This is a genomic window from Shewanella sediminis HAW-EB3 (genome assembly GCF_000018025.1).
Taxonomy (GTDB): Bacteria; Pseudomonadota; Gammaproteobacteria; order Enterobacterales; family Shewanellaceae; genus Shewanella; species Shewanella sediminis.
In genome coordinates this window covers 4141712-4168453 of the sequence record NC_009831.1, presented here as the reverse complement: position 1 = coordinate 4168453, position 26742 = coordinate 4141712, and the positions used below count along the sequence as shown (strand labels likewise).

Here is a 26742-nt window from a genome sequence, read left to right as displayed (position 1 = left end):
CCAGGCAAAATAACTAAATAACCCATGTAACTTCACGTCATAAAACTCAGTTCAGAAAATCGATATACAGCTGGCGGCGTCATATCTAAAGAGGTGAGGTCTTTTGAGATTGAGGGTTACAGCTTATGGAATGCCTCTATGTATGAGGAAGACGATAGAGATGTTGTCAGTCTTTTCAGACTAAAGAGCACCGCCATAAATGGCGTTAACGTGGATCAACGAAAACTATATTAGGTGTTGTAAAATTACAGAAAGGGGCGTTTTTGTACTGTTTTTAAAATAAATCTTGTAATAAAATTACATTTGAGTATAATTGGTCTCGTTGGTTAGGCAATGAAGCCTTCCACCTCTAGGTCTATCCAGGATGGATAACTCTCCATGGAATCGAGCGACAAGTTGACTCTAAGGCTTTTTAGCTGCTTTGTTTAGTAAGCTTGGCCCAGTTTGACTAGAGTAATTTTATTACAACTTTGTTAGGAGTCTTGACTATGTCTTATACCGGAAATCAGCACGTTTATTGGCAAAACACTTGGTTCTGTACCGATGCTTTGCGTGGCGGGTTGTACGCTATGAACTTTAAGGGCTAACTAGCCCCTAAGTGGTTACCTTAGTCTGCATAACTCTGACCCCTTGGGTTATGAAGACTGAAGATAACACTTCCCTCGAGGAACACTTAAAAATTAGTATCGGCCCGCTCACTGAGCGGGCTTTTTTTGTCTGCTGTTTAAGTATAAAAATCTGATTCTTGTCAGAGATCCTCATTTCTATAGCGCTAGCCTCACTAGAGTAAACCCCCTATAATCGTCGGAAAATACAAATAGACATAGGGTAACCTTTTCTATCTTATTTACATTTGTCTTGTACCTACACCTTATAAGCTCAGATCTGAGCATGACAATAGACCCTACTTACAACTATAAAAAATAAAAGGAACGCAGTTCCATGTTAGAAAAATTATTTAAATTAAAAGAAAACCAAACATCGTTAAAGCAAGAGGTAGTGGCGGGATTAACTACCTTCTTAACCATGGCTTACATTATCTTTGTTAACCCCATGATGCTGGCCGATGCCGGAATGGATCATGGTGCTGTTTTTGTTGCGACCTGTTTGGCTGCCGCTATCGGGTGTTTGATTATGGGGATAGTGGCTAACTATCCCATTGCACTCGCACCAGGTATGGGCTTGAATGCATTTTTTACCTATACGGTCGTCGGGGAGATGGGCTACAGCTGGGAAACGGCGCTCGGAGCGGTTTTCCTGTCGGGTATCTGCTTTCTGTTCCTGTCTCTGGTTAAGATCAGAGAGTGGATAGTAAATAGTATTCCTATGTCGCTTCGTTTGGGTATTGCGGCCGGTATAGGCCTGTTCCTTGCTTTAATCGGACTGAAGAGTGCCGGGATTGTCGTTGCCAGTCCGGCAACACTGGTGACCATGGGAGATGTCACCGCCTTTCCAGCTGTGATGGCCGTTTTGGGCTTCTTTATGATCATTGCGATGGTGCACCGTGGCATGAAATCTGCCGTTATTGTAAGTATTCTTTCAATAACAGTATTGGGAGTCCTGTTTGGCGATGTTCAATATCAGGGGGTGATGTCGACCCCCCCCTCTATCATGCCCACCTTTATGAAGATGGATCTCTCCAGTGTGCTGGAGGTGAGTATGCTCTCGGTTGTATTTGCCTTCCTGTTTGTCGATCTGTTCGATACCTCCGGGACACTGGTTGCCGTGGCGCAGCGGGGAGGTTTTCTGGATGATAAGGGACGGCTTCCCAGATTGAACCGTGCATTGACGGCTGACAGCACGGCGACGATTGCCGGCGCTATGCTTGGCACATCAACAACGACCAGTTATATCGAAAGTACTGCGGGTGTGAGTGCGGGAGGCCGTACAGGTCTAACTGCCGTAGTGGTGGGCATTCTGTTTTTGTGCTCCCTGTTTTTTTCGCCACTTGCGGGAATGGTTCCTGCCTACGCTACCGCGGGAACCTTGTTTTACGTGGCTATCTTGATGATGTCAGGGCTGGTACACGTTGAGTGGGAAGATTTGACTGAGGCGGCACCCGTCGTTGTGGTCTGCATTCTGATGCCACTTACATTCTCGATTGCCACTGGTATTGCGATGGGCTTTATCTCCTATGCGGTAATTAAACTCTTGAGTGGACGATACAGAGACCTGAGTGTCGGTGTAGTCGTGTTAGCGGCGCTGTTTATTGCTAAGTTTATCTATGGCTAAGAGTCGTTAGTTATTGATGAGGCCATACAGTGTATGGCCTTTTTTTATGGGAAAAACTCACAATTGTACTGTTTTAGCGTTTCTTTTTTCTGGTCGACTACCAATTAGCCTCAAGATTGGGTATAACGCTAAGTTCGGCTTTATTTACTATTTTTAAAATGAACTTAAGTGAGATTGGTTACCGCCGCGTAGTGGTAAAATTGGGAACAAGTGTACTGACATCCGGCAGTCGACAGTTGGATAAGGCGCATATGGTTGAGTTGGCGAGGCAGATGGCAGCGTTAATGAAGGCCGGAGTAGAGGTCGTACTGTGTACATCGGGGGCAATCGCCGCCGGCCGTGAACATCTGGGCTACCCCGAACTCCCCGATACCGTAGCCAATAAACAGCTCCTTGCCGCTGTGGGGCAGAGCCAACTCATTTTAGCCTGGGCACAACTGTTCAGTATTTATGGCCTGCATGTGGGTCAACTGCTATTAACCCGGGCCGATCTTCATGACAGAGAGCGCTACCTGAATGCGCGAGACTCTCTCAATGCGCTGTTGGCTCAGGGCATCATCCCTATCATCAATGAAAATGATGCCGTCGCCACCAATGAGATAAAAGTCGGTGATAACGATAACCTTTCTGCCCGAGCCGCATTGCTCTGTGATGCAGACCTGCTGATCCTGTTAACCGACCAGAGGGGACTTTTCGATGCCGATCCTCGCTCGAACCCTGATGCAAAACTCATTAAGCAAGTGGTCAATATCGACGACAGTCTACGCCTCCTCGCCGGTGGCGCCGTCTCAGGTCTGGGAACCGGAGGCATGGCAACTAAGCTAGAGGCGGCTGATATTGCGAGGCGTGCCGGTGTCGAAGTGATTATTGCATCCGGGCACCATCCCAGGGTGATACAAGATGCCGTTTGCAAGGAGTCAGTTGGTACTCACTTTACGGCGCTGGAAAATCCATTGGAGAGCCGTAAACAGTGGATCTTAGCCGGTCAGGCAACCAGAGGTAAGTTGATATTGGATCAAGGTGCCCTAAATGCCGTGACTCAAAAGGGGAGGAGTTTGCTCTCTAAGGGCATAGTCAGAGTCGAAGGCAAGTTTGAGCGAGGTGCAACGCTGCATCTTGTCGATAGTGATGGAAGGGAGTTTGCGCGGGGCATGAGTCGCTACAGTGCCAAAGATCTGCATCTGATAGCGGGTAAGCACTCGGATGATATCGAGTCGCTGCTTGGCTACGATTATGGTGATGCCGTGGTTCATCGTAATGATATGGTCGTTCTTTAGAATTGAAGTTTACAGGTCCTGACATTCAGGTCCTTTGAAAAATGAAGGTGATGTGACGTGATTGAGAATAATGCAGCTTATCTGCAAACACTGGGACAACAGGCTAAACAAGCAAGCTATGCCTTAGCTGGATTGACCGGCCAACAGAAACAGGCGTTATTGAGCGCCATTGCCGGCAGCTTGACAAAAAATAGTGCCACCATCCTGGCTGCTAACGCAAAAGATGTTGTAGCTGCGCGCAGCAATGGCCTCAATGATGCCATGATCGATCGTTTACTGCTCGATGAGTCACGCCTGCAAGGCGTGATTGGTGATATAGATAATGTGATTAATCTCACCGATCCGGTAGGTACAGAGCTGGAGAGCCAGGTATTAGACAATGGCCTGCGCCTGTCACGTCGTCGTGTGCCCCTGGGAGTGATCGGTGTTATCTATGAGGCACGCCCCAATGTGACCGTCGATATTGCCGTACTGGCACTGAAAACCGGTAACGCCGTTATCCTGCGAGGGGGTAAAGAGACACTGCAATCTAATCTTGCCCTGAGCGAAGCGATTCGAGCAGCCGTCGTTGAGCAAGGCTTGCCGGCAGATAGTGTACAACTGATTCAAAGTCCTGACAGAGCCTTAGTGAGCGGCCTGCTTAAACTCGACCAGTTCGTCGATATGATAGTGCCGCGAGGTGGGCAAAACTTGCAGCGTCTGTGCGCCGAGCAGGCGACCATACCGGTTATTTTAGGTGGCATAGGTATATGCCATCTCTACGCGGATAAAGATGCGGATATCGCTAAGTCGATTGCAGTCATTGCCAATGCCAAGGTTCAGCGTCCAACTGTCTGTAATGCGCTCGATACTGTCTTAGTTCACGAGGCAATCGCGGATCAGTTATTGCCTCAGCTCTATACTCACCTTGCAGCATCAGGCGTCACTTTTTATGGTTGCCAGAGCGCACAAGCTATCGCCGATAAACTGGGCGTTGCCATATCAATAGCGACCGAAGAGACCTATGGCCAAGAGTGGTTATCACTCACCTTAGGCGTTAAGGTTGTCAGCGACATCGACACCGCTATCGACCATATCAGAACCTATTCGAGTGGGCATTCTGAAGGGATCTTAACCGACAGCATTCACGCATCGGCTCACTTCGTGAATGAAGTGGACTCGGCGGCCGTGTATGTCAATGCCAGCACGCGTTTCACCGATGGTGGTCAATTTGGCCTTGGGGCCGAAGTCGCGGTGAGCACTCAAAAGTTACATGCACGAGGACCCATGGGGCTAGAGGCGCTGACCACCTATAAGTGGATTGGCGTTGGGGAATATACCGCAAGAAGCTAATCGCTCGCCACCATTGCCCTGTATATTCAGGGCAGTTTTTGTTAATAAGGTTTTCTCATGTCTATATACCTTGATTTTGTTGCGGCAGCATTCAGCTTTGCTATTCCCTACCTACGTGCGGGGGCCGTCGTACTATTGCTGGGAGCGAGTTTTAGTTCGGTTGCTGAAATTCATCACCCGGAAGCCGCTTGGTCATCAGATGCCATCAAGATAAAGCAGGTGTCACCGGCGCTATATTTGGTGAAGTCTTATAAAGAGATCAAACTATATCAAGATAAACCTGCAATGACTTTTGATTCAAACTCATTTATCTATGTCGATAAACACAATGCCTATCTTATCGATACTCCGTGGAGTGAATCGGATATGCCGGATCTGATGAGTTGGTTGAAGATTCAAAAGCTGCTGCTTAAGGGAACGATAGTCACCCACTATCACCAAGATAGGGCCGGAGGCTTGGGTTATCTCGATAAACATGGCTTCGCTACTTACGCATCGGATATGACTAATCAGTTATTAGTTAAGGATAAGCAGCCAATGTCAAACCATAGCTTTTCAGGGGATAAATTCGAACTGCTTAAAGGCCAAATAGAGACGTACTATCCGGGTTCAGGTCATAGTATGGATAACTTGGTTGTCTGGTTACCAAAGGAAAACATATTGATCGGTGGCTGCTTATTGAAGTCAAACGAAACGAATAACCTTGGCTGGACAGGAGACGCTGACTTAGCCAACTGGTATCACTCTGCGAGTAAGGTAAAAGCAGATTTTCCGCAAGCGAAGTTCATCTTCCCTGGTCATGGTGATGGGGCGGAAGGGCAATCGATATTGGAACATACCATGGCTCTCACCAAAGGGGTTGCCAGCTTGAAATGAAGCTGGCATAGCATCTACACCTGATATTTCACTCTCTTCGACTTTACTTTGTTGGTGGGAGTGATAGCTTTCTAAGGTTGTTTTAACTTTTTAATCATTTCCGCTGCCGACTCCATTGCTTCCTGAACCGGGCGAGCGGGAGAAATTTTAGTCGACTTAAATATTCCCGGACATGCGATGCGCCAGGAGTTGATGACATTCGAAACGCTTGTGACATCACCGGCCTCTACCAGAGTCACTCCCCACAGATCGGGTGTCGTATCAAATCTTAGCACCTCAACGTCTTGTGGTGGAAATAACTCCGCCGCAGTCAGTTTTTCAGCCGCCTTCAGTCTGGCTAAGGCATCGGTTTCTTCATTCAACTCCCAATAGATTAAAAACAACATTTTCTCGCCTCCGTTAATGATTTCGCGGCCAGCCAGCTTTAATGTAAGAGCTGCACAGGCTAAGACTCAAAAGTATAGTCGCTGAGGTGGGCGTTTGGAGTTAGGATTTAGGAGTTCAGGGGAGAGCACCTCAACCCCTCTGCTGTCGTTATCCCGAACTTTCATTGCAATCTCTCACTTCCCTTATTCCTGTTGACCTGTTGACCTGTTGACCTGTTGACCTGTTGACCTGTTGACCTGTTGACCTGTTGACCTGTTGACCTGTTGACCTGTTGACCTGTTGACCTGTTGACCTGTTGACCTGTTGACCTGTTGAGCTCCAACCCTTCACAAATTAAGTTCTATTTAATTGTTAAGCATGACAATGGCTTTGTGTTGATGTAAGAGGGTGATGGTTGTCCCGCCCGGTAAATGTTAATTTGATCACTATTCGATTACTATTCATCACTCGCGCGTTGCCTTCTTGTGTTGGCAATAACAAAAATAATAATCCAATCAAGGAGAAGAACCGTGAAGAGAGTCGGAATTCTACTGTTGTGCATCTTGCTGCCTGTTGCATCGGCGTTTGCTGAGCAAGCTAAGTCTGAGCAGGCTAAGTCTGAGCAGGCTAAACCTGAACAAGCTACAACACTATCTGTCGATCTGTTGTGGCAACTGAAGCGTATCGGTAGTCCAATTGTTTCGTCATCGGGTGAGTATATTATTGCGCCTGTAACCCAATATGATGTTCCTGAAGACAAAGGTGCGACGCAACTGTGGCTGTTTGCTAAAGATGGTTCTAACCAGCGGCCAATAACTGCTGAAGGTCTGCTGGTCAGTGAGCCGGTTTTCTCGCCTGATAGTAAGACATTAGCTTTTGTGAGCAAGCGTGATAAAGACGAAGCCGGGCAAGTGTATCTGTTGCCGATGGATAGCCCAGGTGAAGCGCAGCGACTCACCAATGTACCGGGTGGTGTTAAAGGCGTGAAATGGGTCGGTGAACATGTTTACTTTATTAGCCGTGTTTTCCCCGGTAAAAACTGGGACGAAATGGCGGAGCAGTTAAGAGCCAATGAAGACGATAAAGTTTCTGCACGTCAATGGAACGCGCTGCCCTATTCCAGTTTTGATCACTGGATTGAGGAGGACCGCCAAGCGCACGTTTTCCGTATTCCTGCAAAGGGTGGTGAGGTTGAAGCCATCACACAACCGATGAATAAACAGTTACCCCGTTCATCTCAAAGTGCTGCGAACTACGATATCTCAGCCGATGAACGTCTGATTGCGTTTAATAGCAATGGTTGGGAAAACCAGGTCGATCCTAAAGTTGATATCTTTATGGCAAAGATTGGCAGCGATAAAGTGGAAAACTTAACCCAAAAGAATGAAGCTCCAGACACTAACCCGACCTTTAGTCCTGATGGTAAAACGTTAGCGTTTACCCGTCAGCTTATTCATGGTTTTTATGCCGATACTGCTAACTTGGTGTTATTCGATGTAAAGAAACGCACTGAACGTGAAATTACAACTGACTGGGATCGCTCTGTTACTCGCTTTAGTTGGACCGCCGATAGTAAAGGCTTCTACGCCGCTATAGATGACGCTGCAACCCGCCGCATTTATCATATCGATGCCAAAAGTAGCAAAATCAAACCTATCACCAAACAAACCAACTTCGGCAAGCCTTCTATTGCACAAGACGGCACGTTAGTGGCGGCAAACGATAGCTTTTTATACCCAGCTCGCGTAGTAAAAATTAATCCCAATAACGGTAAAACTATACGTTTAGATAGTTTCAATGACGATATTCTTGCCGATGTAGATATGGGAACCTATGAGTCGGTAACCTATAAAGGTTATAACGATGAAGATGTACAGATGTGGGTGCATTACCCGCCAGGGTTCGATAGCAGCAAAAAGTACCCGTTGATGATGCTGATCCACGGTGGTCCACATGGCGCTATTTCTGATGGCTTCCATTACCGCTGGAATGCACAGACATTTGCCTCTTGGGGATATGTAACTGCGTGGCCTAATTTCCACGGCTCAAATAGTTTCGGTCAAGATTATACCGACAGCATTAACCCCGATTGGAAAAATAAGTCATTGGAAGATGTCTTTAAAGCCACCGAGTGGTTTACGCAAAAAGAGTGGATCGATAACGATCGCTTAGTGGCTGGTGGCGCAAGTTATGGCGGGTACCTAACCTCAATTATCTTAGGTCAGGAGCATCCGTTTAACGCCCTGTTTATCCATGCCGCGGTTTATAACATGTACTCGCAGATGGCAGCGGACTTCTCAGTACACAGCACTCGATTTGGCAGCTATTGGGAAAAGCCTGAAATTTATAAAGCTATCTCACCCCATTACGGTGCTAAAAATTTCAATACTCCAACCTTAGTGGTTCATGGGCAGCTGGATTACCGTGTTCCTGTTGGTCAAGGCTTCGAGTTATTCCGCACCTTGCAAACTCGCGGTGTAGAATCTCGCATGATCTACTTCCCCGATGAAAACCATTGGATCATGAAGCCAAATAATTCAATTTATTGGTATAACCAAGTGGAAGACTGGATGAACAAGTATGCTGAGCCTGGTGGGAAGTAGCCTAAGCTACAGCACGTTAAGTACAGTTCGCTAGATTGATATTTGATAAATGCCGCACTAACCAGAGTGCGGCATTTTTATATTTGAAGCTAGAAGCTAGAAACGAGTTTTAGATGACTTGTAAACCCAAATCGAAGAGATAAACACTCAAGTGTAGGTGCGGCTGAGGACGTCGGTGGCATGGATGCCACCGTCGAGCTTACATGGATGTACTTGCAGCGTGCCGAAGAAGTATCTGCACATTCAGCGAGCCGCAGGCTATAGATTCATTTGAAGCCATGCCAGCCTATATCGAACAAAAAACCATAAAGTTAAATGATTAAGCTAGAGATACTTGAAACTTGTTATCTGACAAGTTAATGCCCTTTTGGTGAAATTTGCTAAGCATTGGCGCAACTCGCTATCAAGTCTGAAAAGTTCCATCAATCTAACCCGCTCAACTTAGTTAATCGATTGAAATACAATTAAAAAACAAACTTGGCTTAGCTTTTGCTGTATCTGTATATATTCCAAGGGAATCCAATGACAGGATGGCACAAATGAACAAGCTAATAAAAAAATGTCTTACAGCGACCCTGAGTAGTTTTCTGGTGATCTCAGCGGCTTTTTCAACATTGGCTATCACCTCGGCCCAAGCCGACTCGGACAGAACCTTAAGCCAACTCTATAACTATAGTGGTCAGGAAGTGGTACTCGATATTGATGTCGGTTCGGCGGAGATTTTTGCAACCGATGAACAAGAGATCAGAGTCGAAGTGGTTGTGAGCCAGACCGAGACCAGCTGGTTCACGCTCTGGGGAAGCGCGGATATCGGTGGAGTCGAGTTGGATGTCGACCAGAGTACTAAAAAGGTCACCCTCAAATTGAACGAGCAGGATGATATTAAGCAGGAGTGGAAAATTTACCTTCCTCGTCAGGCGGCAGTGAACCTCAATGTTGGTGTCGGCAGTATAGAGATATCTGACATGGAGAACGATATCGACATAGATTTAGGTGTAGGCCATGCTCAGGTGAAACATAACATCATCTACGCTGCGACTTCTCTTGAATCAGGCGTCGGAGAGGTATCGGTACGAGATCTGGGAGAGAGGGTCGCGGTCGAACGTAACTTTGTCAGGCAAGCTTATTACAATGAAGAGGGCACAGGCTTTGGCCAATTAAACGTGAATGTCGGAGTCGGCCAGATAGAGGTTGAACACTATTGATACCGGCAGTTATATCATGAGAATAAAAAACCCACGCAATGTGGGCTTCTTATTGGATTCAGAGCTTGTCTATATTGATTCGCCGGAGGTGTGAATTTTTGAACGCAGCTTATTCAGATGAGGTAATAACTGCTGTAGGGCAAGTGCAATCAGGATCAGGAACAGTCCTACATAGGTAGATTTCGCTATCTCCTCCTGCAATATCCAGGCGATAAAGCCGATAGACATGACCGGAGACATAAACACCATAGTGCTGATGCTGGCGGTGCGGTCGGCCTTTTTCAGAGCCACTAACCAAAGCACGAAGGTGACGCCCATCTCGAACAGACCCACATAGATGCCGGCAGCGAAGGCCTGAGCGTTCCAACTTGGCAGCTCTTGCGTGAATAACAGGGTGCCTAAGATAAACGGGAAGCCGACCAGGAAGCTCAGTAGCAGGCTAACGACAGGATCGCCCTTGTCTTTAGTATTGATGATCCAATAGAGCGACCAGAGTAATGTGCTGGTCAGAGCCAGCATGACTCCGGTGCCACTCTCAAATGAAAACCCTGTCAGATTGCCATTTGTAGCGATGATAAATACCCCAAAATACGCGACTATTGCTGCCGTCATATCACTTTTTCTCAGCTTCTGAGCTAACAGGGGAACCGAGAGCAGCGGCAGTAAGATGGCCCAGGTGTAATTGAGCGAGAGTGCCTGTTGAGCTGGTAACAGGTCGTAAGCTTTAAACAGCACCAGATAGTAAAGGAATGGATTCAGTAATCCCGTCTGCAGGTAAAACAGAGGGCGTTGAGAAAACTGACTCTTTATCAGGCTGAGTTTACGCTGGACCGTAAGAATAATACCTAAGGCAAATATTGAGGTTATGACGGCGACGAACACCAACTGCAGTGGAGTTAAGTGTGCTAACGCCAATTTAAAGGCGGTGGCGACAGTAGACCAAAGGCAGATAGCGCCGATGCCGTAGAGGTAGGCCTGATTGGATTGTTTCATTTTTTACTCTTACAAAAGCGAACATATAGAGACAACTCGGTGACGACTTTATGACTAGTTTTCAGCTAAGAAAACCGTCACCCTCATGATTGTATCCATTATACGGTATCCTCTTTGCCAATTGTGAGTTCGCGATCAAATAATTCATCTATGTCACTATTTTTACCAATTCCCCCTTGTATTCGTTACCAACGACCCAATATAGGGTGTTAAGGAAAGATATCGGGAAACGCTGGACTCGAAGCTTAAGCTAAAATTAAGGCTTGAAAATGGTTTGGTCCGTCCCCATATCTCCAATCAGATAACAAATTTAGCTTTTATATAGAAAAGATTTCAGGAGCACCACATGGGTAAAATTATTGGTATCGATTTAGGCACAACCAACTCTTGCGTAGCCGTATTAGATGGCGACACACCACGCGTATTGGAGAATGCCGAAGGCGATCGTACTACCCCTTCAATCATTGCCTACACTGGTGAAGAGATCTTAGTGGGTCAACCTGCAAAGCGTCAGGCTGTTACAAACCCAACAAATACTTTCTTCGCAATTAAGCGTCTTATCGGTCGTCGTTTTAAAGATGACGAAGTTCAGCGTGATGTTGACATCATGCCGTTCAAGATCATCGGTGCCGACAATGGCGATGCATGGGTTGAAGCTCATGGTAAGAAGATGGCTCCGCCACAAGTTTCAGCTGAAACTTTGAAGAAGATGAAGAAAACTGCCGAAGATTTCTTAGGCGAAGAAGTGACAGAAGCGGTAATTACCGTTCCTGCATACTTCAACGATTCACAGCGTCAAGCGACTAAAGATGCTGGCCGTATCGCTGGTCTTGAAGTTAAGCGTATCATCAACGAGCCAACAGCGGCTGCACTTGCTTACGGTATCGATAAGAAGCAAGGTGACAACATCGTTGCTGTATACGACTTAGGTGGTGGTACTTTCGATATCTCAATCATCGAAATCGACAGTGTTGACGGCGAGCAGACTTTCGAAGTGCTTGCGACTAACGGTGACACTCACTTAGGCGGTGAAGATTTTGATAACCGTCTAATTAACTACCTGGCAGACGAGTTCAAGAAAGAGCAATCTCTTGACCTACGCAACGATCCGCTAGCGATGCAGCGTCTGAAAGAAGCTGCAGAGAAAGCAAAAATTGAGCTTTCAAGCGCATCACAAACTGAAGTTAACCTGCCTTACATCACCGCCGATGCAACAGGTCCTAAACACTTAGTGGTTAAGATCACTCGAGCAAAACTTGAGTCATTAGTTGAAGACCTTATTACACGTACGCTTGAGCCGCTAAAAGTTGCTCTTGCAGATGCAGACCTATCAGTTTCTGATATCAACGAAGTGATTCTTGTTGGTGGTCAGACACGTATGCCTAAAGTACGTACCGAGGTTTCTGAGTTCTTCGGTAAAGAACTACGTCAAGATGTTAACCCTGATGAAGCGGTTGCCATTGGTGCAGCAGTTCAAGCCGGTGTACTTTCTGGTGATGTAAAAGACGTACTTCTACTAGACGTTACACCTCTGTCTCTTGGTATTGAGACTATGGGTAGCGTAATGACTAAGCTTATCGAGAAGAACACCACTATCCCGACGAAAGCTTCACAAACATTCTCGACTGCTGACGATAACCAGAGTGCTGTGACTATTCACGTACTTCAGGGTGAGCGTAAGCAATCAAGCGGTAACAAGTCTCTGGGTCAATTTAACCTGGAAGGTATCGAAGCAGCTCCTCGTGGGATGCCACAGATTGAAGTGGCTTTCGATATCGATGCCGATGGTATCTTGCATGTTTCTGCAACCGATAAGAAAACAGGTAAAGCACAGAATATCACCATTAAAGCCTCTTCTGGTCTGAGTGAAGAAGAAGTAGAAGCTATGGTTCGTGATGCTGAAGCACACGCTGACGAAGACGCTAAGTTCGAAGAGCTGGTCACTGCACGTAACCAAGCAGATGGCATGGTTCATGCGACTAAGAAGCAGATCGAAGAAGCCGGTGAAGCACTACCAAGCGATGAGAAAGAGAAGATTGAAACTGCAATGGCTGCAGTCGATACCGCAGTTAAGGGTAACGACAAAGAAGCAATTGAGAAGTCAACTCAAGAGCTAATGGAAGCGTCTTCGAAGTTGATGGAAATTGCCCAAGCTAAGGCGCAAGCTGAGCAGGGACAGCAGGCTCCAGAAGGTGAAGCACAAGCGGCTAAGCCTGATGAAGATGTTGTTGATGCTGAGTTTGAAGAAGTGAAAGATGACAAGAAATAATATAGGCTAACCCCTAAATTATTTTATGCGGGCGTTATGAGTTTTACTCTAACGCCCGTTGTTTCAAGTTTAGTTGCAACTTTAGCTGGAATTTCAGCTACAACTTCAGCACAGAAAGCGTGAGATTATGTCAAAGCGAGATTATTACGAAGTATTAAGCGTCAGCCGTGACGCCAGCGAACGTGAAATTAAAAAGGCTTACAAACGTTTAGCCATGAAATTTCACCCTGATCGTAACCCAGGTGATAAGCAGGCGGAAGCCAACTTTAAAGAGGTGAAAGAAGCCTACGAAATCCTGACGGACGCGGATAAAAAAGCGGCCTATGATCAGTTTGGTCATGCTGGTGTCGATCCTAACCGCGGTGGCGGTGGTTTTGGTGGCAATGCCGATTTCGGTGATGTCTTTGGCGATGTCTTCGGTGATATCTTCGGTGGTGGACGCCGTGGTGGCGGTCAACGTCAAGCTGCCCGTGGTAGCGACTTGCGTTATAACCTTGAGCTGTCTCTCGAAGAGGCGGTTAAAGGTTTAACTAAAGAGCTGCGTATTCCTACACTGGCAGCGTGTGATTCCTGTGATGGTAGCGGTGCTAAGAAAGGCACATCGCCGACTACCTGTGGAACTTGTCATGGCCAAGGCCAGGTTCAGATGCGTCAGGGTTTCTTTGCTGTTCAGCAGGCCTGTCCGACGTGTCATGGTCGCGGTAAGATCATTAAAGATCCGTGCAACAAGTGTCATGGTGAAGGTCGCGTTGAGAAGAGCAAAACCTTATCTGTTAAGATCCCAGCTGGTGTCGATAACGGCGATCGTATCCGCCTCTCTGGTGAAGGTGAAGCGGGCGAGTTCGGGGCACCTCCAGGCGATCTGTATGTACAGGTAAGCGTGCGCGAACATACTATTTTCGTACGTGATGGTAATAATCTGTATTGCGAAGTGCCTATTTCGTTCAGTAAAGCTGCTCTTGGCGGTGAAATTGAAGTACCTACCTTAGATGGTAAGGTTAACCTTAAGATCCCTGCTGAGACACAAACGGGTCGTATGTTCCGTATGCGAGGTAAGGGCGTTAAGTCTGTACGTAGCCATGCGGTCGGTGACTTGCTGTGTAAGGTTGTGATGGAGACGCCTGTTAAGCTAAACGAGCGTCAAAAAGAACTACTGCGTGAATTCGATGAGACCTTAACCGGTTCATCATCTAAGAAACATAGCCCTAAGGCTGAAGGTTTCTTCGATGGCGTGAAGAAGTTCTTTCAGGACCTGAATAGCTAACTCTAGCTCTCAGAAATAAGTCAAACTTCAGAAATTAAGTTGTCAAAGCCCTGCTATGCAGGGCTTTTTTGTATACGGATATACTTATCCCCGAACGCCATGGATGGCGTAAGAGGGGGTTTGTGTTCAATGCTGAGCTACGAGCTACGACACTCTCCATGTAGGAGCGGCTTTAGCCGCGAATGTTTAGCTGAAACGCTATCTTTTTCTCAGCTTTTATCGTCTAATTTAGATCTTAAGCTCGTGACTTTCTCAGGCTTGCCTTTAGCTACAAGCTCTTAGCTCATATAAAGGATTATTATCCATGAAAACCTTACTTATCCTATTCACTACTCTCATCCTTTTGAGTGGCTGTGCCACGCATCAATCGCCTACGGGGCGAAACCAGGTGTTGCTCTTCTCCTCTCAAGAGCTAGAACAGATGGGCACTAGCTCATTTGCTCAGATAAAAAAACAGGAAAAAATAAGTCAGGATGCGGCGACAAATCGCTATGTCGATTGTGTCGCTAGTCGGATCACCGCTGTGCTGCCCAACTCCGGGTTACCTTGGGATGTTGTTGTGTTTGAATCCGAGCAGGTCAACGCATTTGCCTTACCCGGAGGGCACATCGGCGTTTATACCGGTTTGCTACACGTTGCAGAGAATGAGCATCAATTAGCGACGGTTATAGGCCATGAAGTGGCACATGTTCTCGCCAAACACAGTAATGAGCAGGTTTCTCGTGCGCAGCTCTCGGGCATAGGCATGCAAATTGCCGATGCCGCACTCGGTGCGGGTGGGATCAGCAACAAAGAGCTGTATATGGCGGCTTTGGGCTTAGGGGCACAAGTTGGGTTTATTTTACCCTACGGAAGAAAGCAGGAGAGTGAAGCGGATATCATGGGCGTGGAATTAATGGCACGCGCAGGCTTCGATCCCAGTCAAAGTATCGCATTATGGCAAAATATGGCAAAACACGGTGGAGAGCAGGGGCCAGAGTTGTTGTCGACGCATCCATCTCATGGACATCGAATCGATGATTTAGCTCAGATGCAACAGCAAGTGATGCCTTTATATCAGGCCAGTAAACCTGCGGCTGAGAACAGTTGCCAATTTACGAAATAATCTATTAGTTATAAAGAATCTTCGCCGGGAATATGGTAAAGTGTCGCGCGAATTTAATTGAATCATTGAGAGTAGAATTATTATGTCTGACAAGTTCACTACTATTGAAGAGCAAGCAAGTTACGGTGTAGGCCGTCAACTAGGCGAGCAATTAGCTGCCAACTCATTCGAAGGTATCAATATCTCAGCTGTACAGCTAGGTCTTTCAGATGCATTTGATGGCATAGAAAGCCAAGTCGCTATGCAAGATCTTCAAGTTGCTTTTACTGAGATCAGTCAGCGTATTCAGAAAGTTCAAGAAGCTGCTGCAGAAGCTGCGTCAGCTGAAGGTGAAACTTTCCTTGCAGAAAATGCCAAGCGTGATGGAGTTCAGACTCTGGAATCTGGCCTACAGTATGAAGTTATCACTGAAGGTAGTGGTGATAAGCCTGGTCTTGATTCAACAGTTCGTACTCATTACCACGGTACTTTCATCAATGGTGATGTATTCGATAGCTCTGTTATTCGTGATCAGCCTGCTGAATTCCCAGTATCGGGTGTTATCGCTGGTTGGACTGAAGCATTACAGCTTATGCCTGTAGGTACTAAGTGGAAGTTATATGTTCCTCATCACTTAGCTTACGGCGAGCGAGGTGCTGGCGCATCTATCCCGCCATATTCGGCTCTCGTATTTGAAGTTGAATTGCTCGACATTCTGTAATTCTAAAAGCCTAAGCCAATGCTTAGGCTTTTTTTTGAATTAAATATAAGTGCTGCATCGATTCGGTCTAAGTGGCAGTGTTAAGTAAGAATGAGTTACATAAGGAAACAGATGATGAGTGAACCAGTAAGAGTGGCTATTACGGGCGGTAGTGGCCGCATGGGACGAACTCTTATCGAAGCCGCCAGACAACAACCAAGTATTTTGTTGGGAGCAGCCATCGAAAGGGCTGGTTCGACATTAATTGGTGTGGATGCTGGTGAGCTTGCTGGTGTGGGGGCAATGAATGTCGCTATTACGGATTCGCTCGATAAGGTTGTCGATGACTTCGATATCCTTATTGACTTCACTTCTCCTGAAGCGAGCATAGTCCATACCGATTGGTGTGCTAGAAACGGTAAAGCCATAGTCATTGGCACTACCGGTTTCAATCATGCTCAAAAAGAGCAGATTTCTGCTTACTCAGAATCAACACCCATTGTGATGGCACCTAATATGGCTGTCGGTGTTAACCTTATGTGGAAGTTACTTGAGGTCGCTGCAAAAGTGATGGGTGACTATACCGATATCGAAATTATCGAGGGTCACCATAGGTACAAGAAGGATGCGCCTTCAGGTACTGCGCTTAAAATGGGTGAAGTCATTGCCGAGGCCTTAGGCCGTGATCTTGAAAAATGTGCCGAGTATGGCCGGGAAGGGATCACGGGTGAGCGAGATCGTGAAACGATAGGTTTCTCTACCATTCGTGCCGGTGATCTGGTTGGTGAACATACGGCTATGTTTGCCGATATCGGTGAGCGAATAGAGATCACTCATAAGGCGTCGAGTCGAATGACCTTTGCCAATGGTGCCATGCGCGCGGCATCCTGGTTAGCTGAGGAAGATCCTGGTCTTTATGACATGCAGCAGGTATTAGGACTCAATTAGAGTCAATGAAAAACCGTCAATATGGCGGTTTTTTTATGCAAATAAAAAATAGAAAAAAATAGACGAGTCGGCCAAAAGCATATATGCTTGTCCGAATTTGTCAAAATTTCGTATTTATGCGAAAGTTGGTATTTTAAAAACAAACAAAACCATTATATTTCAGTGGCTTGGCTCTTTATGGAGGTCGCGTTGACAAAGTCTGCCTTACTCGTACTCGAAGATGGAACTGTATTCTCTGGCACAGCAATTGGTGCCGATGGACATGCTGTTGGTGAAGTGGTTTTTAACACTTCAATGACCGGATACCAGGAGATACTGACTGATCCGTCTTATTCTCGTCAAATTGTAACTCTAACCTATCCTCATATTGGTAACACAGGTACCAATGATGAAGATACAGAATCTGATTCAGTTCATGCTCGTGGTCTGATTATTAGAGATCTTCCTTTAATTGCTAGCAACTTTCGTAATAAGCAAAGCTTAAGCGATTATCTTAAAGCCAACAATATTGTTGGTATTGCAGATATCGATACACGTAAGTTGACCCGTATTTTGCGGGAAAAAGGAGCATTGGCTGGATGTATTCTGGTCGGTGAACAGGATGTGGCTAAGGCTCTTGCCGAAGCAAACGCATTTCCTGGTTTAAAAGGCATGGATTTAGCCAAAGAAGTAACGACTGAAACCAGTTATCAGTGGCGAAGTGGAAGCTGGCGTTTAGTCGGTGGTCTGCCGGATGATACGCCTGAATCTGAATTAAAATACAAAGTTGTAGCTTATGACTACGGTGTGAAACGTAATATTTTACGTATGCTTGTTGACCGTGGTTGTGATGTGACGGTTGTACCTGCAAAAACTCCTGCATCGACAGTGTTAGCCATGAATCCTGATGGGATCTTCCTATCGAATGGACCTGGCGATCCTGAGCCATGTGACTATGCCATTGCTGCAATTCAAGAGATCTTAAAGACGGATATCCCAGTCTTTGGTATCTGTTTGGGTCACCAGCTGTTGGCATTAGCCTCTGGAGCTAAAACTTCTAAGATGAAGTTTGGTCACCATGGTGCTAACCACCCCGTCAGTAACATCGAGCAAGGTAACGTTATGATCACCAGCCAGAACCACGGTTTTGCGGCGGATGAGGATAGCCTACCTGATAATATTAAAGTGACACATAAGTCGCTGTTTGATGGTTCACTGCAAGGAATACATTTGACGGATAAGCCAGCCTTTAGCTTCCAGGGACACCCTGAAGCGAGTCCGGGTCCCCATGATGCCGCTCCTTTGTTCAATCATTTTATTGAGCTTATAGAGCTGTATCGTCAACACGCCAAATAGTCCGGGAGAAGGTTTAAGAGATGCCAAAACGTACAGATATAAAAAGTATTCTTATCCTGGGTGCTGGCCCGATTGTTATCGGACAAGCATGTGAGTTTGATTACTCTGGTGCCCAGGCTTGTAAAGCGCTGCGTGAAGAAGGTTACCGGGTCATCCTCGTTAACTCTAATCCTGCAACTATTATGACCGATCCAGAGATGGCCGATGCGACTTATATCGAGCCAATTCACTGGGAAGTTGTTCGTAACATTATTGCCAAAGAACGCCCCGATGCGATTCTTCCGACTATGGGCGGTCAGACGGCACTTAACTGTGCTCTTGAGCTAGAGAGCAAAGGCGTCCTCGAAGAGTTTAATGTTGAGATGATCGGTGCGACTGCCGATGCGATTGATAAAGCTGAAGATCGTAGTCGTTTCGATAAGGCAATGAAAGCAATTGGCCTCGAGTGTCCTCGTGCCGGTATTGCCCATACATTGGATGAGGCCAACGCCGTAGTGGCAGAGCTTGGCTTCCCTTGTATTATCCGCCCGTCATTCACCATGGGTGGCAGTGGTGGTGGTATCGCCTACAACAAAGAGGAGTTCGAGGAGATCTGTTCTCAGGGTCTTGAACTTTCACCGACGAGCGAACTGCTTATCGATGAATCTTTGATTGGTTGGAAAGAGTATGAGATGGAAGTGGTACGTGATCGCAATGACAATTGCATCATCGTCTGTGCTATCGAAAACTTTGATCCTATGGGCGTTCATACCGGTGACTCTATTACGGTCGCCCCCGCACAAACCCTAACTGATAAAGAGTATCAGTTGATGCGTAATGCATCACTTGCTGTACTGCGTGAGATTGGTGTTGAGACCGGTGGGTCAAACGTACAGTTTGGTATTAACCCTGTTGATGGCCGTATGGTTATCATCGAGATGAACCCGCGTGTATCACGTTCATCTGCACTCGCGTCTAAAGCGACGGGTTTCCCAATCGCTAAAATTGCGGCAAAACTGGCTGTTGGTTTCACCTTAGATGAGCTTAAAAATGACATCACAGGTGGCAACACACCAGCATCATTTGAGCCTGCAATCGATTACGTAGTGACTAAATTACCACGCTTTAACTTTGAGAAGTTTGCCGGTGCGAATGACCGCCTCACGACTCAGATGAAGTCAGTGGGTGAAGTGATGGCCATTGGCCGTACTTTCCAGGAATCACTTCAAAAAGCCCTTCGTGGTCTTGAAGTTAGCAAAAATGGTTTAGACCCGATAATCGATATCGATGAACCAGAAGCTATGGCGCGTATTCGTCATGAACTTCAAGAGCCGGGTGCCGAGCGTATCTGGTATATCGCAGACGCATTTCGCGCCGGATTAACCGTCGATGATATCTTTGGTTTAACGAAGATTGACCCTTGGTTCTTAGTACAGATGCAAGATCTGCTTCAACTTGAATCTGAAGTGAAAGAATCGGGCATGTCTGGCATGAACGAGACATTCCTTCGCCAGTTAAAGCGTAAAGGTTTCTCTGATATTCGTCTTTCACTTTTATTGGGTGTTAGTGAATCTGAGATGCGAAAATTGCGTCACAGACATGAGATATTCCCAGTCTACAAGCGCGTCGATACCTGTGCTGCCGAATTTTCAACTGATACGGCTTACATGTACTCTACCTATGAAGAGGAGTGTGAGGCAGCACCGTCAAATCGTGACAAGATCATGATATTAGGTGGTGGGCCAAACAGAATTGGTCAAGGTATCGAGTTTGATTACTGTTGTGTTCATGCGGCGTTAGCGCTGCGTGAAGATGGTTACGAAACCATCATGGTTAACTGTAACCCTGAGACTGTATCGACCGATTACGACACTTCAGACAGACTCTATTTTGAGCCTGTTACCCTTGAAGATGTGCTGGAGATCGTCCGTATTGAAAAGCCGAAAGGTGTTATCGTTCAATACGGTGGTCAGACGCCGCTTAAGCTGGCTCGTGAACTCGAAGCCGCGGGTGTGCCTATTATCGGTACCAGCCCGGATGCGATTGACCGCGCCGAAGATCGTGAGCGTTTCCAACAGGCGATTCAGCGTCTAGAGATGAAGCAGCCTGAAAATGACACGGTTACCACTGTTGAAAGAGCTGTGATTTCTGCCGAGCGTATCGGTTACCCATTAGTGGTTCGCCCATCTTATGTACTGGGTGGCCGCGCGATGGAAATTGTTTATGATGAGCAGGACTTGCGTCGTTACTTCAACGAAGCGGTTAGCGTGTCAAATGCATCGCCTGTACTACTGGACCGCTTCCTGGATAATGCGATTGAGATCGATATCGATGCTGTCTGCGACGGTGAAACCGTTGTTGTCGGTTCTATCATGGAACATATCGAGCAAGCGGGTGTTCACTCGGGTGACTCAGGATGTTCACTACCGCCCTATAGCTTAAGCGACGATATTCAAAATCGTATGCGCGAGCAGGTTGGTAAGCTAGCGATGGAACTGGGCGTTATCGGTTTGATGAATGTCCAGTTTGCGGTGAAGGATGATGAGATCTACATGATCGAAGTTAATCCACGCGCAGCGCGTACCGTGCCATTTGTCTCTAAAGCTACGGGCGTGCCTTTAGCTAAGATTGCGGCGCGAGTGATGGCAGGTCAAAGCCTAAAGTCACAGAACTTCACCAAGGAAGTTATCCCACCCTATTACTCTGTTAAAGAGGTGGTATTACCTTTCAATAAGTTCCCGGGTGTGGATCCTCTGCTTGGCCCTGAAATGCGCTCAACTGGTGAAGTGATGGGGGTCGGTGAAACGTTTGCCGAAGCCTATGCAAAGGCTCAACTCGGTGCCACCAGCGAAGTCCCTAAGTCTGGCCGCGCGTTATTGTCTGTTCGTAACAGTGATAAGGCACGTGTTGTTGATTTAGCGGCTAAGTTAATTGGCTTAGGTTATGAGATCGATGCGACTCATGGTACCGCGGTTGTACTAGGTGAAGCGGGTATCAATCCTCGTTTGGTAAACAAGGTACATGAAGGTCGTCCACACATTCTTGACCGTATAAAGAATGATGAGTACACCTACATAGTTAACACAACCGAGGGGCGTCAGGCGATTGAAGACTCACGCCAGTTGCGTCGTGGTGCCTTGAGATACAAGGTTAACTACACGACAACCTTGAATGCTGCATTTGCGACCTGTATGGCTCACTCGGCAGATGATCGTAGTAATGTAAACTCTGTGCAAGAATTGCATAGTAAAATTAAGTGATAATAATTGCTTAATTACAAAAGGCCGCATTTGCGGCCTTTTTTGTACCTGTTTTTAACTGAGAGTTTTATCGTTAAATCCCATTTGGAAGTTAATCAATATTTTTTTAGTTATCTTTCGATTAGCAAGGGAGAGTCATGGAAGAATTTTGAATTGTTGAATCGGGTTTAAGAAAGAATGGTGAACTTGTGATTCAACTATTTTTTTGAGATGGTTTTAGCTTGATTACATCCAGAGTACTGGAATCTGTTTAAAAGGTTAGGTAGTCTCACAGATTGATTTATACCGATTGGTATTGGCCGATGGCATAGAAGGCGTTCAGCGTATAGAATGGCCTTATAGTATTTTGACCTGTGGACTCGAAGTCTACATGGCGGCTTTTGTTTTAAAGGAGACGAAAGAGGATTATGAACAAGGTTCCGATGACAGTTGTGGGTGCAGAGCGACTGCGTAAAGAATTAGATTATTTAAAGTTTGAAAAGCGTCCAGTGATCGCTCAGGCAATTGGTGAAGCGAGAGAGCTTGGCGATCTGAAGGAAAATGCCGAATATCATGCAGCACGTGAAGAGCAAGGTTTGTGTGAGGCGCGTGTACGCGATATTGAAGGCAAGCTCTCTAACGTGCAGATCATCGATGTGACTAAAATGCCAAACACCGGCCGCATCATTTTCGGTACTACGGTGACAATTTTAAACATTGATACCGATGTTGAAGTGACTTACCGCATTGTTGGTGAGGATGAAGCCGATATCAAAGAGAACCTTATTTCGGTAAGTTCACCTATTGCTCGCGGTTTGATCGGTAAAAACCTGGATGATGAAGTTAACATCGCAACACCAGGTGGTATTACCGAGTATGAAATTACCGCTGTCGAATACATTTAATCCTTAAAATGTTGTTAAAAAAACCGCTTATGTAGCGGTTTTTTTGTATCTGCTCTACTGCTGTTGCGCTGTGAACATGGTGAAAAATTCATTTGTTTCTGATTGCAACACTCTCTATCATGTATCTCTCATATAAATCTTTTTCAGGGGCGAGAGTGCTGGCTTATCTACGTTTTGGATTAATCATCTTGTTCATAGGGGGTATTTTTCTCACTCCTGTGTCGGCCGGTTTTTCTGAAAACTTAACCCTGAGCCAAGAAATTGCACAAAACGATCTCCACAATCAAACAGATAACAGCTTTACGGTTAAGGTTATAACGGCTCAATCTCTGCCGGATAGCGCTCTACTTGGAAATCAAAAACACCCGCGGAAGCGAGCTCATGGGCAAGATCAAGATGACTCAAGGTTCGTTCCCCTCATTTCACAACGGTTAATCAGTTTTGCTCAGCATGATCCTCGAGAGAGTAAGCCCGAATATTTACTCGTCTTTGAATTTGTATCACCGCCAATTCCCTCCTTTAGCATCGGCTATCGTATCGACCTACCTACAACATTAGATTGGCCCCTCCACATAGGGAGCGCGCCATCCAGAGTTTCGGGGTGGAAAGAATCCAATCTCTTGTATCGTTTTACGCAAACGACCTCATTTTAATTAGCTCTAACTAGCCATTTCTTCGATGGCTTGATTCTATTGTCTTTTTGCCTTTATAGCATTCGAATTAGGAATGCCATTTTCTGTGTCTGATCCACGGCAAAAAGAGAATTTTATAGCGCTTAGCAAATATAAAATGAGCAAGAAACATGAGAAAACGTAGCAATAACAAAGTATTAAATCATTATTCAGTGTGGAAGTATGTTGTGCTGGTGATAACTTTCATCATCATGCTTTTCAGTGCCTTACCAACCTTGTATGGAGAAGATGCGGCTATTCAAATTGGTGCCAAAGCTGGCTTAAATCTAACACCACAGGCCCTCAATAGAGTATTGACGGATGAGGGGATTCAAGTGAAAAGAATCACCCAGGCTGAAGGTGAAACGGTTGTCGTACTCGAGCAAGAAACTCAGCAGAGCCAGGCCAAAGCGCTCTTAAATAATGCCGTTGAGGATGATTCACAGCTGACACTTTCCTTGGCTCCTGCGGCACCCGACTGGCTACTCTCCATGGGTTTTACACCGATAAAACTTGGGCTTGACCTTCGTGGTGGAGTGCAGTTTTTGTTGGATGTTGAGGTTGAACCTGTATACCAGCTACATTATGACGCCTTCGTAGATTCAGTCAGACAGTTTACCCGCATGCAGGGGCTAAACGGTGTCAGTGTCCGCCTGGACAGCGAGGCGGGAGTTGTCATCACTATGCCGGATACCAGCCACAGAGGAGATATTAGGCAGTTCATTAAAACTAATTATCCGATTTGGCAGGTAACGAACTTAGAAAACCGTTCTCTGAAGGCTGATTTTAAGCCGGACGAGAAGGTTAAAATTCGCGATCTCACCGTAAAACAGAACTTGCAGATCATGCGCAGCCGAATCGAGCAGCTGGGGATCACCGAAGCCTTAGTTCAGCGCCAGGGGGAACACAGGATCAGAATCGAACTGCCTGGTGTTCAGGATCCGGCAGCGGCAAAGAGTGTTATTGGCGCGACGGCGAGCCTGGCTTTTTATGAAGTGAAAGATGCCGGGTCGGTAAACGCTAAAATCTTAAAGGATAAATCAGAACTTCCTGTCTATGTGGCCAGAAAGCCGGTACTCGGTGGGGAGCATATTGTCGATGCCAGGGCGAGTCTGGGAGAGATGGGGATGCCTGAGGTGGTGATCCATCTGGATCGAGCCGGTGGAAAAGTGATGTCCGACTTCTCTCGTGACAATATCGGTAAGCCGATGGCGACATCCTATAGCGAATACAGCCGTGATGAGCAAGGCAAGGTGACTCAAAGTACAGAGGTTATCAGCGTTGCGACGATTCAATCTCAACTTGGTGATCGCTTTAGCATCACCGGGGCAGGCGATTATTCACAGGCGCAGCAGTTAGCGTTATTACTTCGGGCCGGCTCTATGACTGCTCCGGTTACCATAGTAGAGGAACGCACCATTGGGCCGAGCCTCGGCGCGGAAAATATCACCAATGGGTTTTCCGCCTTGGGGCTGGGAATGGCGATGACCTTACTCTTTATGGGACTCTGGTATCGCCGCTTAGGTTGGGTTGCCAATGTGGCTCTGATTGCCAATATGGTGATTTTATTTGGCCTGCTGGCATTAATTCCCGGCGCCGTGTTAACCCTACCGGGTATCGCTGGTTTAGTGTTAACCGTGGGAATGGCGGTCGATACCAATGTACTTATCTTCGAGCGAATAAAGGATAAATTAAAGGAGGGAAGAGGCTTTGCTCACGCAATCGACCGAGGTTTTGATAGCGCAATTTCGACGATTTTTGATGCTAATTTTACCACTATGATCACCGCCGTGGTGCTCTACTCCATCGGTAACGGACCCATTCAAGGCTTTGCCTTAACCTTAGGGCTTGGGCTACTCACCAGCATGTTCACAGGCATTTTCGCTTCTCGAGCATTAATTAATTGGGTATATGGACGTGACTTTAGCCGCGATGTGAAGGTGTAATATGAATACAAATACAAATACAAATACAATGAACAGACTAACAAAATGGCGCTACTTTTCGAGCTGTATCTCTCTGGTATTGATGATTCTTTCCCTGACGGTAATTTCTGTCAAAGGGTTTAATTGGGGACTGGATTTTACCGGCGGTGTGGTTACAGAAGTCCGTATTGACAGTGATATTAAAGCGAACCAAATTGAAAGCTTGTTGGGTAAAATGTCCGAACAGGAGGTGAGTGTTATCTCCGCCGGTGAACCAGGCCGTTGGGTATTGCGGTATAGTCAGGCGGAAACCTCGGGGGATGTAAGTGCTAACGCCTTAGATATTGAGCAGGTGCTCGCCTCGTTACACAGTGGTGTTGAGGTACTTAACTCGAGCATCGTTGGCCCACAAGTTGGTCAGGAGTTAGCAGAGCAGGGCGGATTAGCCTTGTTGGTTGCTATGTTATGTATCTTAGGGTATCTGAGTTTTCGGTTCGAGTGGCGCCTCGCCAGCGGAGCGCTATTTGCGCTGTTTCACGACGTTATCTTTGTTCTGGCTTTCTTCTCACTGACTCAGATGGAGTTTAACTTAACTGTCCTCGCCGCAGTGTTGGCTATTTTAGGCTATTCACTCAACGACTCTATTATTATCGCCGATAGGATCAGGGAGTTATTAACTTCAAAACCTAAGATGGCCATCTCCGATGTGTGTACCAGTGCGGTGAAGGCAACCTTCTCGCGGACGATGGTAACCAGTGGTACGACGTTGATGACGGTGAGTGCACTGTGGGTGATGGGAGGTGGACCGCTGGAAAGCTTCTCTATTGCGATGTTTATCGGAATTTTGACAGGAACCTGGTCATCGATATCGGTGGGGACCTGTTTACCTGAGCTCTTTGGGGTTAACTCGGAACATTATAAGCTCATACCTATACCTGAAACGCCGTAAAGCGCGAGGGGTATACCGATTGGTATAATTGCTACAGATAAAAAAATGGAGCCACTGAATCTCAGTGGCTCCATTTTATCTTCTACTCTGACTGTTTACTTCTCAGGAAGGAGTGAAATAAACGATTAGAGAAAGAGTAAGACTGACTTTTACAAGTCAGATTAATGCAGATGAACACCCTGCATTAATCTTGGTACTGTGTTCAAAAAAGATTACTTTGCTTTTGGAATAGCAATTTTCATCTCTTCAGATTGACGAAATAGTACTAACACGTGACCGATAAGCTGTACTTTTACAGCTTGAGTTTCACGAAGAATGGCATCAACGATTGCATTTTTTAGCTCTCTGTCACCAGCAGCTACTTTCACTTTGATCAGCTCGTGATGAGTGAGTGCGCTATCAATTTCCGCCAGTACACCTTCAGTCAGACCATTGGAACCAAGCATCACTACTGGCTTTAAATTGTGCGCTAAGCCTTTTAAGTGCTGTTTTTGTTTGGTTGTTAAGTTCATTTCTACCAACTTTATGCTGAGTTACTGTTGAAAAAACGCTATTCTACCCTTATATAGTCTTTATGTAACTCTCATTTG

20 protein-coding genes are annotated in these 26742 nt (G+C 46.2%); 17 read left to right on the top strand and 3 right to left on the bottom strand.

The features are described from left to right. Positions 1-942: 942 nt before the first annotated feature. The 4 genes from SSED_RS17860 to bla all read left to right on the top strand — a co-directional run bounded on the left by SSED_RS17860 (position 943) and on the right by bla (position 5717). Positions 943-2232 (top strand): NCS2 family permease, encoded by a 1290-nt coding sequence (locus SSED_RS17860; protein ID WP_012143751.1) that lies wholly within the window; start codon positions 943-945, stop codon positions 2230-2232. 158 nt (positions 2233-2390) lie between these two features. Continuing rightward, positions 2391-3509: a glutamate 5-kinase gene (gene proB, locus SSED_RS17855; protein WP_012143750.1), complete on the top strand. Its 1119-nt coding sequence runs from the start codon at positions 2391-2393 to the stop codon at positions 3507-3509. A gap of 57 nt (positions 3510-3566) precedes the next feature. Next, complete coding sequence (locus tag SSED_RS17850) at positions 3567-4841, top strand: glutamate-5-semialdehyde dehydrogenase (RefSeq protein ID WP_012143749.1); 1275 nt, start codon at positions 3567-3569, stop codon at positions 4839-4841. A 57-nt stretch (positions 4842-4898) separates the two neighbouring features. Then, a complete protein-coding gene (gene bla / locus SSED_RS17845; protein ID WP_012143748.1) occupies positions 4899-5717 on the top strand; it encodes a subclass B1 metallo-beta-lactamase in 819 nt (272 codons plus the stop codon). A gap of 71 nt (positions 5718-5788) precedes the next feature. Here the strand turns inward: bla and SSED_RS17840 are convergent, their stop codons facing one another. After that, positions 5789-6103, bottom strand: coding sequence for a DUF3303 family protein (locus SSED_RS17840; RefSeq protein WP_012143747.1), 315 nt, complete (start codon positions 6101-6103; stop codon positions 5789-5791). 510 nt (positions 6104-6613) lie between these two features. On the opposite strand from SSED_RS17840, the gene SSED_RS17835 reads away from it, so the two are divergent. After that, on the top strand, positions 6614-8686 hold the full coding sequence (locus tag SSED_RS17835) for a S9 family peptidase (protein ID WP_012143746.1): 2073 nt from the start codon (positions 6614-6616) through the stop codon (positions 8684-8686). 539 nt (positions 8687-9225) lie between these two features. Continuing rightward, positions 9226-9891 carry a hypothetical protein gene (locus tag SSED_RS17830; protein WP_012143745.1) on the top strand — a complete coding sequence of 222 codons (666 nt, stop codon included), beginning with the start codon at positions 9226-9228 and terminating at the stop codon, positions 9889-9891. Between the two features lie 69 nt (positions 9892-9960). Here SSED_RS17830 and SSED_RS17825 read toward each other — a convergent pair whose 3' ends face one another. Beyond that, on the bottom strand, positions 9961-10884 hold the full coding sequence (locus SSED_RS17825) for a DMT family transporter (protein ID WP_012143744.1): 924 nt from the start codon (positions 10882-10884) through the stop codon (positions 9961-9963). Positions 10885-11230: 346 nt separating this feature from the next. Here SSED_RS17825 and dnaK point away from each other — a divergent pair, with 346 nt between their 5' ends. The 11 genes from dnaK (at position 11231) to secF (ending at position 26152) form a co-directional block, all read left to right on the top strand. Then, positions 11231-13153 (top strand): molecular chaperone DnaK, encoded by a 1923-nt coding sequence (gene dnaK / locus SSED_RS17820; RefSeq protein ID WP_012143743.1) that lies wholly within the window; start codon positions 11231-11233, stop codon positions 13151-13153. Positions 13154-13280: 127 nt separating this feature from the next. Further along, complete coding sequence (gene dnaJ / locus SSED_RS17815; RefSeq protein WP_012143742.1) at positions 13281-14417, top strand: molecular chaperone DnaJ; 1137 nt, start codon at positions 13281-13283, stop codon at positions 14415-14417. Positions 14418-14721: 304 nt separating this feature from the next. Then, positions 14722-15522: a M48 family metallopeptidase gene (locus tag SSED_RS17810; protein WP_012143741.1), complete on the top strand. Its 801-nt coding sequence runs from the start codon at positions 14722-14724 to the stop codon at positions 15520-15522. An 82-nt stretch (positions 15523-15604) separates the two neighbouring features. Next, positions 15605-16222 carry a BamJ family beta-barrel-assembly machinery protein gene (gene bamJ, locus SSED_RS17805; RefSeq protein ID WP_012143740.1) on the top strand — a complete coding sequence of 206 codons (618 nt, stop codon included), beginning with the start codon at positions 15605-15607 and terminating at the stop codon, positions 16220-16222. Between the two features lie 114 nt (positions 16223-16336). Beyond that, positions 16337-17149 carry a 4-hydroxy-tetrahydrodipicolinate reductase gene (dapB, locus tag SSED_RS17800; RefSeq protein ID WP_041421781.1) on the top strand — a complete coding sequence of 271 codons (813 nt, stop codon included), beginning with the start codon at positions 16337-16339 and terminating at the stop codon, positions 17147-17149. 177 nt (positions 17150-17326) lie between these two features. Continuing rightward, positions 17327-18484, top strand: coding sequence for a glutamine-hydrolyzing carbamoyl-phosphate synthase small subunit (gene carA / locus SSED_RS17795; protein ID WP_012143738.1), 1158 nt, complete (start codon positions 17327-17329; stop codon positions 18482-18484). Positions 18485-18504: 20 nt separating this feature from the next. Continuing rightward, on the top strand, positions 18505-21723 hold the full coding sequence (carB, locus tag SSED_RS17790) for a carbamoyl-phosphate synthase large subunit (protein ID WP_012143737.1): 3219 nt from the start codon (positions 18505-18507) through the stop codon (positions 21721-21723). Between the two features lie 407 nt (positions 21724-22130). Then, complete coding sequence (gene greA, locus SSED_RS17785; protein ID WP_041421779.1) at positions 22131-22607, top strand: transcription elongation factor GreA; 477 nt, start codon at positions 22131-22133, stop codon at positions 22605-22607. A 92-nt stretch (positions 22608-22699) separates the two neighbouring features. Continuing rightward, positions 22700-23260 carry a hypothetical protein gene (locus SSED_RS17780; protein WP_012143735.1) on the top strand — a complete coding sequence of 187 codons (561 nt, stop codon included), beginning with the start codon at positions 22700-22702 and terminating at the stop codon, positions 23258-23260. Positions 23261-23409: 149 nt separating this feature from the next. Further along, a complete protein-coding gene (gene secD / locus SSED_RS17775) occupies positions 23410-25224 on the top strand; it encodes a protein translocase subunit SecD (protein ID WP_012143734.1) in 1815 nt (604 codons plus the stop codon). 1 nt (position 25225) lies between these two features. Next, positions 25226-26152 (top strand): protein translocase subunit SecF, encoded by a 927-nt coding sequence (secF, locus tag SSED_RS17770; RefSeq protein ID WP_012143733.1) that lies wholly within the window; start codon positions 25226-25228, stop codon positions 26150-26152. A 212-nt stretch (positions 26153-26364) separates the two neighbouring features. On the opposite strand, the gene yhbY is transcribed toward secF, so the two are convergent. After that, on the bottom strand, positions 26365-26664 hold the full coding sequence (gene yhbY, locus SSED_RS17765; protein ID WP_012143732.1) for a ribosome assembly RNA-binding protein YhbY: 300 nt from the start codon (positions 26662-26664) through the stop codon (positions 26365-26367). Between the last annotated feature and the right edge of the window lie 78 nt (positions 26665-26742).